Source organism: bacterium (assembly GCA_036524115.1).
GTDB lineage: Bacteria > JAUVQV01 > JAUVQV01 > JAUVQV01 > DATDCY01 > DATDCY01.
The window spans coordinates 1-11,236 of the sequence record DATDCY010000167.1 but is presented as its reverse complement, the minus strand read 5'-3'; the positions used below and the strand labels follow the sequence as shown (position 1 = coordinate 11,236).

The 11,236-nt window shown below is 73.2% G+C and carries 11 protein-coding genes; 3 read left to right on the top strand and 8 right to left on the bottom strand.

Annotated features, from left to right (window positions below; all coding sequences use genetic code 11):
• The 3 genes from VI078_08115 to VI078_08105 form a co-directional block, all read right to left on the bottom strand.
• Positions 1-584 (bottom strand): PfkB family carbohydrate kinase (locus tag VI078_08115; GenBank protein HEY5999251.1); only part of this gene is annotated, 584 nt, incomplete at its 3' end.
• A 26-nt stretch (positions 585-610) separates the two neighbouring features.
• Positions 611-1,891, bottom strand: a complete 1,281-nt coding sequence (locus VI078_08110; GenBank protein HEY5999250.1) for an O-antigen ligase family protein — start codon at positions 1,889-1,891, stop codon at positions 611-613.
• Positions 1,852-2,052: a Trm112 family protein gene (locus VI078_08105; protein ID HEY5999249.1), complete on the bottom strand. Its 201-nt coding sequence runs from the start codon at positions 2,050-2,052 to the stop codon at positions 1,852-1,854. Before VI078_08105 ends, VI078_08110 begins: the two co-directional genes overlap by 40 nt.
• Before the next feature lie 229 nt (positions 2,053-2,281).
• Here VI078_08105 and VI078_08100 point away from each other — a divergent pair, with 229 nt between their 5' ends.
• From VI078_08100 to hisC (VI078_08090), 3 genes are all read left to right on the top strand, one after another.
• Complete coding sequence (locus VI078_08100; GenBank protein ID HEY5999248.1) at positions 2,282-2,473, top strand: hypothetical protein; 192 nt, start codon at positions 2,282-2,284, stop codon at positions 2,471-2,473.
• 61 nt (positions 2,474-2,534) lie between these two features.
• Positions 2,535-3,644, top strand: coding sequence for a prephenate dehydratase (gene pheA / locus VI078_08095; protein ID HEY5999247.1), 1,110 nt, complete (start codon positions 2,535-2,537; stop codon positions 3,642-3,644).
• On the top strand, positions 3,641-4,741 hold the full coding sequence (gene hisC / locus VI078_08090; GenBank protein ID HEY5999246.1) for a histidinol-phosphate transaminase: 1,101 nt from the start codon (positions 3,641-3,643) through the stop codon (positions 4,739-4,741). The genes pheA and hisC (VI078_08090) overlap by 4 nt, the downstream gene beginning before the upstream one ends.
• Before the next feature lie 31 nt (positions 4,742-4,772).
• Here hisC (VI078_08090) and VI078_08085 read toward each other — a convergent pair whose 3' ends face one another.
• The 5 genes from VI078_08085 to prmC all read right to left on the bottom strand — a co-directional run.
• Positions 4,773-6,632 (bottom strand): cytochrome c3 family protein, encoded by a 1,860-nt coding sequence (locus tag VI078_08085; GenBank protein HEY5999245.1) that lies wholly within the window; start codon positions 6,630-6,632, stop codon positions 4,773-4,775.
• Positions 6,633-6,815: 183 nt separating this feature from the next.
• Positions 6,816-7,916, bottom strand: a complete 1,101-nt coding sequence (gene hisC / locus VI078_08080; protein ID HEY5999244.1) for a histidinol-phosphate transaminase — start codon at positions 7,914-7,916, stop codon at positions 6,816-6,818.
• Entirely contained in the window at positions 7,913-9,205 is a 1,293-nt protein-coding gene (gene hisD / locus VI078_08075) for a histidinol dehydrogenase (protein HEY5999243.1), read from the bottom strand. The genes hisC (VI078_08080) and hisD overlap by 4 nt, the downstream gene beginning before the upstream one ends.
• Positions 9,206-9,237: 32 nt before the next feature.
• Positions 9,238-10,497 (bottom strand): UDP-N-acetylglucosamine 1-carboxyvinyltransferase, encoded by a 1,260-nt coding sequence (gene murA, locus VI078_08070; protein ID HEY5999242.1) that lies wholly within the window; start codon positions 10,495-10,497, stop codon positions 9,238-9,240.
• Positions 10,498-10,505: 8 nt separating this feature from the next.
• Positions 10,506-11,236, bottom strand: a 731-nt coding sequence (gene prmC / locus VI078_08065; GenBank protein HEY5999241.1) for a peptide chain release factor N(5)-glutamine methyltransferase, incomplete at its 5' end; no start/stop codon positions are given.

Below are 11,236 nucleotides of genomic sequence, written 5' to 3'. Positions count from 1 at the left end.
CCGCGGTAGAGCTCGAACTGCGTCGACTTCGGGTCGACGACGACCGCCACCGCGCGACCGCGCCGCGCGAACGAGCGCACGCGGTCCATCAGCGGCCGGCCGACCACCCCCTTGCCGTAGTCGGAGATGACCACCGCGTCGGCGCGCGGCCACGCGCCCGCCAGCGCTTCGGCCAGCCGCCGCTGCACCGCCGCGGCGTGCGGCCCGGCCTTCTCGCGGTCGAAGCGGACCACCTGCTGCTGGTGGGCGACGATCCGCGACTTGAGGATCGTGGGCCTGCCGGGGTCGACGACGACACCCGCGACGTCGATGCCGCCGCGCGCCAGCTCGCCACGAAGCCAGACGCCCTCCGCGTCGTCGCCGACCACGCCGCAGAGCGCCACCCGCGCGCCCAGGCCGCCGATGTTCCGGGCGACGTTGGCTGCACCGCCGCAGCGCAGGCTCTCCTCCAGGACCTCGACGATCGGCACCGGCGCCTCCGGCGAGATGCGCCGCACACGGCCGGCGAAGTAGCGGTCCACCATGAGGTCGCCGACCACGAGAACGGTCGCGCGGTCGAACGAGGCGACCAGGCGGCGGGACACGCGCCGGGAACCGGCTCCTGCGCGGCTCACGCCGCCGCCTCCGCGACCGCCCCCGGCGACGCCTCGCCCTGCGCCCCGCCGCGGGCGCAGACCGCGATGACGCCCGCGACGAGCCAGAGACAGAACGCGACCTGGCTGTCGCCGAAGTTGTTCTGCACCAGCCCGTCGAGGAGCAGCCCCACGACCGCCGCGAGCGCCCCCGCGGCCAGCGCCCGCTCCCGCCTCCGCGCGGCCCGGTCGCCGACCGCCCGGCGGGCGGCGCCGAGCAGGGCGAGGAACAGCCACAGCAGCGCGAGCACCCCGAGGACCCCCCGCTCGACGGCCACCTGCAGCCACACGTTGTGCGCGTGCGTCCGCGTCATGACCAGCGGCACCGCCTCCCTGACATACGCGTCCTGCGCGGCGCGAAAGTTGCCGATGCCCACGCCGAGGACCGGGCGGTCGCGCACCATGTTCCAGGCCGTCTCCCAGAGCAGCAACCGCTCGACGTTCGTCCCGAGGTCCGTCATCGAGACGGCGCGGGTGCGCAGGCTCGAGGGGACGACCAGCAACGCCGCCACAACCAGCGCGCCGGCGACGGCCAGCGCCGTTGCGGCGCGGCGCGCGAAGACCCACGCGAGGATGGCGAGCGCCGCCAGCAGCGCGATCCAGATGCCCCGCGTGAATGTGAAGACGACGACGACGGCGAGAAAGACGGCGGCCCCCGCCCGCAGGGCCCGGTCCCGCCTGTCCTCGGCGGCGGCGGCCAGTCCGCAGGCGAGACAGAAGACGACGAAGTACACGTTCGCAAACGTCTGGTAGTGGCTGAAGCCGCCCCGCGGGAAGAAGATCAGCCGCTCCCCGAGGACGAGCGAGTGCATCGCGCCGCCGCTGCCGAAGAGGTTGACGCCCGTGAAGTGCTGGACGATGCCGTAGGCGCCGAAAGGCAGCGCCGCCGCGACCAGCAGCAGCAGGAACCGCTCCAGGCGCGCCGCGTCGCGAAACCATCCGGCCACGAGGTACAGCGTCAGGGCCGTCCAGATCGCGGCGATCCGCGGGACCGCGACGCCCGGGGCATCGGAGGCCAGGGCGGAGACGACGGTCACGCCGATGAACGCGAGCAGCGGCGCATCGATCGCCGTCCGCGGCGGCGGGGCCGCCTCGCGCCACCCCCAGAGCGCCCCGAGAAGCGCGACGGCCAGCCCGAGTTGTGTCCCGCTGATCGAGATCGGGGCGGACAGCACCATGACCGCGGTGCCGGCCTCCACGACCCGCCGGGGGGCCGACGTCACGGGGACGCTGGGGCCGCAGCCGGCCCCGGGTCCCACGGCGCCGCCTCCTCCGCGAGCATGACCGGGATGCCGTCGACGATCGGGTACGCGACGCGGCAGCGCGCGCAGCCCAGCGCATCCCCGGGCGGGGTCAGCCGCACCGGGGCCTTGCACCGCGGACACGCCAGGATCGCCAGCAATTCAGGCGCGATTGCCATGCGCAGGATTGTACCGTTCGCCCGCGAATTGTCAAAAAGATAGTGCAATCGCATCGTTGAACGGCTATGATCATCAAACTGCACAGGAACAACAGCAGGAGGGAACGCCACGATGGTGAACGTGACGGATGGGGCCAAGGAAAAGCTGCTCGAGTATCTCAAGGAGAACAAGTCGGACCTCGCGGTCCGCGTCATCCTCTCCCACGGCTGAGGGGGGCCCTCGCTGGGCTTGGTGCTGGACGCACCGAAGGAAAAGGACAAGATCTACGAGTTCCAGCCGCTGAAGGTGCTCATCGACGACGACCTGGAGGCCCAGGTCGGGGCGGTGAGCGTGGACTACACCGATTCGGTCTGGCGCAGCGGCTTCAAGGTGACCGCCTCGCGGCCGCTGGGCGGGGCCACTTCCGGCCGGTGCTGCTGACGCGGCACGCGTTTGTACCGGGCGCGGGCGGCGCTTGCCGCCCGCCCTGCTTCCCCCGCTGATGGGCGCTGCTCGCCGGGGTGCCGCCCGCGGGCGGCTGGCGCTGTGCCGCGAGCGGATCGACGGGATCGACCGACGCATCGTCACCCTGCTCAACCAGCGCGCGGCCGTGGTCCGCGTCATCGGCGATCTCAAGAAGGAACGCGGCCTGGAGGTCGTCGACCCGCGCCGCGAGGAAGAGGTCCTCGCGCGGATCGAGGCCGCCAATCCCGGCCCCTTTCCCAACGAGTCGCTGCGGGGCATCTACCGCGAGATCTTCGCGGCCTCGCACCAGCTCGAGGAGCCGCTCACCGTCGCGTACTTCGGCCCGCAGGCCACCTTCACGCACCAGGCCTGCCGCCACGTCTTCGGCTCCGCCGCGCGCGCGCTGCCCAAGACGAGCATCCGCGAGGTCTTCCGCGCCGTCGAGCGCGACGAGGCAGCGTTCGGGGTGGTGCCGGTGGAGAACTCCACCGAGGGCGTGGTCAACCACACGCTCGACATGTTCCTCGAGTCCCCGCTGACGATCTTCACGGAGGTGGTCCTGGTCGTGCACCACCACCTGCTCTCGCGCAGCGGGAAGCTCCAGGACATCCGGGTCCTGTACTCGCACCCGCAGCCGGTCGCGCAGTGCTCCGAGTGGCTCCAGGGGCACCTCCCCGAGGTCCCCGTCCAGGAGGTCTCGAGCACCGCGGAGGCGGCGCGCCGGGCGGCCGCGGACCCCGCGGGCGCCGCGATCGCCAGCCGCCTGGCCGGCGAGCTCTACGGGCTGCGCGCGGTGCGCCGTAACATCGAGGACCGCCACGACAACGTGACGCGCTTCCTCGTCGTCAGCCGCCGCGAGCACCAGCCGACCGGGCGCGACACGACGTCGATCCTCTTTTCCATCAAGGACCGCATCGGCGCGCTCCACGACATCCTCCAGCCCTTCGCGAAGAAGGGGATCAACCTGACGAAGATCGAGTCGCGCCCCTCGCGCCGCCGCGCCTGGGACTACGTCTTCTTCGTGGACTTCCAGGGCCACCGGGCCGACCCCGCCGTCCAGGCCGTCCTCGGGCGGCTGCGCCACTCCTGTTCTGTGCTCAAGGTCCTCGGGTCGTACCCCACCAACCGGGAGGCACAAGAGAGATGAGCCTGGTACCGCCGCACATCGCCGCGATCAAGCCCTACGTCCCCGGCAAGCCGATGGCGGAGCTGGAGCGGGAGCTCGGGCTGAGTTCCACCATCAAGCTCGCCTCGAACGAGAACCCGCTGGGCCCCTCGCCGAAGGTGGTCAGGGCGGTGCGCGCCGCGCTCGCGGAGATCAACCGCTACCCCGACGGCAGCGCCTACGAACTGACGCGCGCGCTGGCGGCCCGCCTGGAGGTGCCGCCGGAGTCGATCCTCCTCGGCAACGGTTCGAACGAGGTCATCGACATCGCGGTGCGCACCTTCCTGCGACCGGGCGAGGAGGTGGTCTCGGCGGCCGGCGCCTTCGTCGTCTACCAGCTGGCGACGCAGGCCGCGGGCGGCGTGAACGTCGTGGTGCCGATGCGCGCGCACACGCACGACCTGGCGGCGATGGCCGCTGCGGTGACGCCGCGCACGCGCTTCGTCTTCGTCGCCAATCCCAACAACCCGACGGGGACGTTCGTCACCGAGCGGGAGGTCGAGCGCTTCCTCGGCGCCCTGCCCCCCGGGGTCATCGCGGTCTTCGACGAGGCGTACTACGAGTACGTCGCGCGGCGCACCTTTCCGGACACGCTGCGCCGGGTGCGCGCGGGGCTGCCCGTCTTCTGCCTGCGCACCTTCTCCAAGGCCTACGGGATCGCCGGGCTGCGCATCGGCTACCTCGTGGGGCCGCCGGAGCACGTCCTCGAGATGAACAAGGTGCGCGAACCCTTCAACACCAATCACCTCGCCCAGGTCGCGGCCCTCGCCGCCCTCGGCGACGAGCGGCACCTGCGGCGCGTCGTGCGCGTCAACAAGCGCGAGCGCGAGCGGCTGGCCGGCGCGCTGTCCGGGCAGGGGCTCGAGGTGGTCCCCTCCGAGGCGAACTTCCTGCTCGTGGGGCTCGGGCGCGACGGCGGGACGGTGTACCAGGCCCTGCTGCGCCGCGGCGTGATCGCGCGGCCCGTGGCCAACTACGGATACCCGAGGTACCTGCGGGTGACCGTCGGGACGCCCGAGGAGAACGACCGGTTCCTCGGCGCGCTGCGCGAGGCGCTGGCGGAGGTCCCCGCCGGCTAGCGAACGGACGGCGGCGCGGCCGCGGCCACCTCTAGAACTGGTGGCACTTCGCGCAGAACAGTTGTTCGGACTCCGGCAGCATGAAGCCGTTGTCGGAGCCGTGCGGCTTGTGGCAGCCGAGGCAGCCGAGGACGAAGACGTCATCGTCGGCCGCCTCCACGGGGAAGTCGGCGGGGAGAGTCGCCAGCTTGCTCGCGGGCTGGTTCGTCTCCGGGTCGAGCTTCGTGGAGCGGTGGCGGCCGTGGACCTCCTCGCTGTGGCACTGCACCATGCACAGGAGCGTCGCCGGCAACTGCAGCAGCGCCTTCTGCGGGGCGCCGTGCGGCCCGTGACAGGCGCCGCAGAGGCCGCTCTTCACCGGCGAGTGGGGCGCCTCCCACTCGTTCCCGTCCGCGTTCACGTTCTTGTTCTCATGGCAGCCGGCGCAGAGCTCGGCCTCGGGCTTCGCCAGCAGGCGCGGTCCCGGGGCCACGTGCGGCCGGTGGCAGGCGGGGCAGCCGTCGTCCAGCCCGGGGTGCGGCACCGCCCACGCCACCCCGTCCCCGTCCAGCGATGGGTCCTTGTGGCACTTGAGGCAGAGCGCCTTTTCGGGCGCGGCGGCCAGCAGCTTGGCGACCGGGGCGCCGTGCGGCCCGTGGCAGCCCGAGCACCGGCCCTCCATCACCGGCCCGTGCATGCTGCCGCCCGCCGCGGGCGGGGGGAAGGGATCGTGGCAGTCGATGCACAGCGAGCCCTGAGCCTTCTTGAGCATGCCGGCCGCCGGCGCGACGTGGGGCCGGTGGCAGCTGAGGCAGCCGTCGTCGAGCGCCGGGTGCGGCACGGCCCAGGCGGCGCCGCCCGGCCCCTGGGACGGATCGTCGTGGCACTTCACGCACAGCGCCTTGCCGTCGGCCACCAGCAGCTTCTTGACATCCGCACCGTGCACGCCGTGACAGGACGAGCAGTCCCCTTCGTCGACGGGGCTGTGAACGACCAGGTCCTTGCCGTCCTCCTGGCGCGGGAAGGGATCGTGGCAGTCGGCACAGACCTGCGCCTGGGGCTTCTTGAGCAGCTTCGCGTTGTCGGAGACGTGCGGCATGTGGCAGGATGCGCAGCCGTCGTCGAGCGCCGGGTGCGCGACCGCCCAGGCGCCCCCTTTCTTCTTCTTCGAGGGGTCGGCGTGGCAGAGCAGGCAGAGCTTGACGTCGGTCGCCGGGAGCAGCGCCTTCACCGCCCCCCCGTGCGCGCCGTGACAGCCCGTGCAGTCGCCGGCGGCGACCGGCGCGTGCATCCGCTTCTTGCCGCCGCCGGTGAAGTCGTCGTGGCACCCGAAGCACAGCGCCCGCTTCGCCTCGGCGGGGAGGTGCTTGATCGAGCGTCGATGGAACACGTGGCACGAGAGGCAGTCGCCGTCCGCAGCGGGCGGGTGCGGGACCGCGAGGGGCTTGCCGGCCTTGTCCTTGAGCATGTCGTCATGGCAGCGGCGACAGAGCCCCGGGGCCGGTTCCTGGAGCGCGGCCGCCCCGTCCTTGAACGCGTGACAATCCTCACAGCCGTTGTCCGTCGCGTGCGGATCGGGTGCGGAAAAGGCCGGCGGCGCCTTCTCCTTGGGGGCCGCGAGGTAGACCCGAAGCGTCGTGCCGCCGTAGGTGATCGAGTTCTCGCCGGGCGAGAGCTTGACCTGGACCTTGAACGCCCCGGTCCCCGCGGGGTAGTCGCGCGGCTCGGCCGGCCCCTTCACGGTGACGGGGAGCGCCGCGCCGCTGCCGTTCCACCCGAGCACGTCGATCGCTCCGGCCCCCGTGAGCGCCGCCATGTCCGGGGGATGGACGATCACCGTGGCGGCCGCGGCCAGGACGTCACCCGGACCACAGAGAACCGCCATCGCCAGCCATGCCGTGCCAGCGAGCACTGAAGCACGCCACCTCATATGCTAATAGATGCTAGCACTTTCCGTGCCGGACGTCACGATAAAATTCACCTGCAATTATGACCCATTACAACCATGCGCCCGAAGCCGGTGCAGAACCTCGCGCAGGCATTGCGTGAAATGGCGCACGCCGGCGTCCCACCGGGGACCTCCGGCAGCTGCCTCTTACGCCCGATCCCTGGCCCGGGAAGCCGCGACGGCCAGGGCCTCCGGCAACGCGCCGAGGAACGTCCCGTTCTCCTGCGGCGTGCCCACCGTGACCCTCAGGCAGCCGTGAAGCGGACCGGGCCGTCCGCCGAGGTCGCGCACCAGCACCCCCCGCTCACGCAAGCCGTCAAAGACGGCGCGGGACGGGTGCGGCGTCCGGAAGAGGATGAAGTTCGCGTCGCTCGGGTGCACGGTCACCCCGGCCATGGCGCTCATCGCCGCGGCGAGGCGCGCGCGCTCCGCGCGCAGCGCCCGCAGCTGCCCCTCGAGGAAACCCGGGGCGCCCAGGACGGCGGCGGCTGCCGCCTGCGGGAACGAGCCCACGTTGTAGGGGAGGCGCACCTTGTTGAGCTCCGCCGCCAGGCCCGGTGACGCCAGCAGGATCCCGAGCCGCAACGCCGCGAGGCCGATCTTCGAGAGCGTCTGGAGCACGACGAGGTTCTCGTGCCGCGCCAGCAGGCCCACCACGCTCTCCCCGGCGAAGTCGTGGTAGGCCTCGTCGATGACCACAAGCCCGGGTGCCGCCCGCAGGTAGCGTTCGAGCACCCCGCGGTCGAAGAGGTTCCCGGTCGGGTTGTTGGGCGAGGCGAACACGCTCAGCCGCGGCGCCGAGGCCGCGGCGCGGGCGAGCAGCGCCGCCTCGTCGAGCGCAAAGCCGGGGGCGAGCGGCACCTCCTCCACCCGCCAGCCCATCGTCACGGCGATGTGCCGGTACATCGAGAACGTCGGCGTCGGCACGAGCAGCGTCGCGCCCTCCCCGCCGCAGGCGGCGAGCAGCAGGACGATCAGCTCGTCCGAGCCGTTCCCGAGGAGGATGCCCTCGCGCGCCCAGCCCGCCCGCGCGGCCAGCAGCGAACGCAGCGCGGCCGCCTCGGGGTCGGGATAGCGGTTGAGCTCGAGGGCCGCCGCGGCCGCGCCGATGCGCTCGCGCAGCTCCGGGGGGGGCGGCCAGGGATTCTCGTTCGCGTCGAGCTTGACGAGCCGGCCGGGGGCCTCCGCCTCGTAGGCGCTCAGGGCGGCGATCTCCGGGCGCAGGAAGCGCCCCGGCGCGACGCTCACGCCTTCCTCCCGCGCGCGAGCACCGAGCGGGCGTGCGCCTCGAGCCCCTCGAGCCGCGCGAAGCGCACCACCTTCCCCGCGAGCGCCTCGAACTGCTCCCGCGAGAAGGCCATGATGTTCGAGCGCTTCTGGAACTCGGGGGTGCCAAGCGTCGAGAAGAACCGCGCCGTGCCCCCCGTCGGCAGGACGTGGTTCGGCCCGGCCAGGTAGTCGCCGAGGGCCTCGGGCGTGTAGGCCCCGAGGAAGACGCTGCCGGCGTTGCGGATGAGCGGCAGCAGCCCCAGCGGCTCCTCGACGAGCAGCTCGAAGTGCTCCGGGGCGACCGCGTTGGCCACGTCCATGCCCTCGCGCAGGTCGCGCACGATCATGATCAGCCCCTGCCCGCGCAGGGCGGTCCGCGCGATGTCCGGGCGTGGCAGCGCGTCCACCTGCCGCTCGACCTCCACCAGCGCGCGCTGCGCGAGCTTCGGCGAGTCCGTCACCAGCACGCAGGTCGCCAGCTCGTCGTGCTCGGCCTGCGAGAGCAGGTCGGCGGCGATCTGCCGCGGGTCGGCCGCGCCGTCGGCGAGGATGAGAATCTCGCTCGGGCCCGCCACCATGTCGATGTCGACCTCCCCGAAGACCATCTTCTTGGCCGTGGCCACGAAGATGTTGCCGGGGCCGACGATCTTGTCCACGCGCGGGACGGTCGCGGTGCCGTAGGCCATGGCGCCGATCGCCTGGGCGCCGCCGATCCGGTAGATCTCCTCGAGCCCGAGCATGTCGGCCACCACCAGCACGTGCGGGTTGAGGACCCCGCCCGGCGCCGGCGTGCAGATCGCCAGCGAGCGCACCCCGGCGACCTGCGCGGGGATCGCGTTCATCAGCACCGAGCTGGGGTAGGCCGCCTTGCCGCCGGGGACGTAGAGGCCGACCCGCGCGATCGGCGTCACCAGCTGGCCGAGCAGCGTGCCGTCGTCGGACGCCTCGAACCACGACTCGGCGCGCTGGCGCTCGTGGAAGGCGCGGATGCGCGCCGCCGACTCCTCGAACATCGCCAGCACGTCGCGGCCGACCTTCCGGTACGCCTGCCGCACCTCCTTGCGCCCCACCGCGAAGCCCTCGGGACGCAGCCGGATGCGGTCGAAGCGCTCGGTGTAGGCCGCGACCGCCTCGTCCCCGCGCTCCTGGACGTCGCGCAGGATCTCGGCGACCGGTTCCTCGACGGCGGAGGCGTCCCGCCGGCCGCGCCGCTCGAGATAGGTGAGCATCTCGCGGAACTCGCGATCCCCGGTGCGAACGGTCTTCATGCGCCTGTCCCCTCCCTGGCAGCTGCTGCCACCTACGGATTCTCGCGGATGCGCCCGGTCGTCGCGCCGACCCCGGCGAGCTTCTCGTCGAGCCGCTCGTACCCCCGGTCGAGATGGTAGGCGCGCGCGATGACGGTCTCGCCCTCGGCGCGCAGCCCCGCGAGCACCAGCGAGGCGCTGGCCCGCAGGTCCGTCGCCATCACGCGCGCTCCCGAGAGCGCCGGGCGGCCGCGCACGAGCGCCAGGGCGCCGTCGAGCGTGATCTCGGCGCCGAGCCGCTTGAGCTCGGCGACGTGCACGTAGCGGTTCTCGAAGATCGTCTCGTGGACGACGCCGAGCCCGCGCGAGACGGCCAGCAGCGCCATGAACTGCGCCTGCATGTCCGTCGGAAACTCGGGGTACGGACCGGTCTTGATGTCCACGGCCCGCGGCCGTCCCGGGCCCTCGACGCGCACGCCCCGCGGCGTCTCCTCCACCCGTGCCCCCGCCTCGCGGAGCTTGGCGATGACGGCGCCGAGGTGCGCGGGCTCCGCGCCCTCCACGAGCACGTCGCCCCGCGTGATCGCCGCCGCCAGCATCAGGGTCCCGGCCTCGATCCGATCGGGCATCACCGTGTGGTTGATCGGCGCCAGATCCGCGACGCCCTCCACGGTGACCGTCGGCGTGCCCGCGCCCGCGATGCGCGCGCCCATGCCGGCGAGCGCGCGCGCCAGGTCGGCGACCTCCGGCTCGCAGGCCGCGTTGCCGATCTCCGTCGTCCCCTCCGCCAGCACCGCCGCCATGAGCGCGTTCTCGGTGCCGGTGACCGTCTGCTTCTCGAAGTGGATGCGGGCGCCGCGCAGCCGCTGCGCCCGCGCGCTGATGTAGCCGTGCTCGAGCGCGATCTCCGCGCCGAGCGCCCGCATCGCCGCCAGGTGCAGGTTCACGGGGCGCTCCCCGATCGCGCAGCCCCCGGGCAGCGAGACGCGCGCGCGCCCGGTGCGCGCCAGCAGCGGCCCGAGCACGAGCACGGAGGCGCGCATCGTCTTGACGAGGTCGTAGGGCGCCTCCTCGCCGCTGTGCGGGCCCATGTCGATGCGCAGGTCCCCGCCGTCGCGCTCGACGCGCGCCCCGAGGACCGTGAGGAGCCGCCCCATGGTGTCGACGTCGCGCAGCCGCGGCACGTTGCGCACCCGGTGCCCGCCCGGCGCCAGCAGCGTCGCGGCGAGGATCGGCAGCGCCGCGTTCTTGGCCCCGCCGACGCGCACCTCGCCCCGGAGCCTGGCGCCGCCCCTGACCGTGATGCTGTCCATGCCAGCCCTCAGCCGCGCCGCCGCGCCGCGACGACGCGCTCGATGCCGGCGAGGTCGGGCAGGCGCTCGATCGTCTCGAACGCCCCGCCACCGGCGAGCAGCGCCGCGGCCGCGGGCGCCTGCCCCGCCCCCACCTCCAGGAGCAGCAGCCCGCCCGGGCGCAGCAGCGGCGGCGCCTGCGCCACGATGCGCCCGATCACCGCGAGGCCGTCGGGCCCGCCGTCGAGCGCGAGTCGCGGCTCGTGGTCGCGGACCTCCGGCTGGAGCGACTCGATCTGCGCCGTCGGCACGTACGGCGGGTTCGAGACCACGGCGTCCAGCGTGCCGGCCAGCGACGCCAGCGGCCCGCAGAGGTCCCCCGCGAGAAACGAGATGCGCCCCGCGACGCCGTGCGTCGCGGCGTTGCCACGCGCGACCTCGAGCGCGGCGGCGGAGCGGTCCACCGCCCAGAGCCGCGCCAACGGCAGCTCCACCGCCAGCGCGATGGCCACCGCCCCGGAGCCGGTGCCGAGGTCGGCGATCCGCGCGGCCCCCCCGACCCGCGCCAGCGCGGCCTCCACGAGGGTTTCGGTCTCGGGGCGCGGCACGAGCACGCGCGCGTCGACGGCCAGACGCAGCGACCAGAACTCGCGCTCGCCCGTGACATATGCCAGTGGCGCCCGCCCCGAGCGCTCGCGCAGCAGCCGCTCGTAGCGCTCTCCCGCCGCACGCGACGAGCAGCACGGCCGCGATCGATGCC

Coding starts and splice junctions, on each gene's coding strand:
- VI078_08105 (HEY5999249.1), bottom strand. CDS start 2,052: ATGGCAATCGCGCCTGAATTGCTGGCGATCCTGGCGTGTCCGCGGTGC.
- pheA (HEY5999247.1), top strand. CDS start 2,535: ATGGGCGCTGCTCGCCGGGGTGCCGCCCGCGGGCGGCTGGCGCTGTGC.
- hisC (HEY5999246.1), top strand. CDS start 3,641: ATGAGCCTGGTACCGCCGCACATCGCCGCGATCAAGCCCTACGTCCCC.
- hisD (HEY5999243.1), bottom strand. CDS start 9,205: ATGAAGACCGTTCGCACCGGGGATCGCGAGTTCCGCGAGATGCTCACC.
- murA (HEY5999242.1), bottom strand. CDS start 10,497: ATGGACAGCATCACGGTCAGGGGCGGCGCCAGGCTCCGGGGCGAGGTG.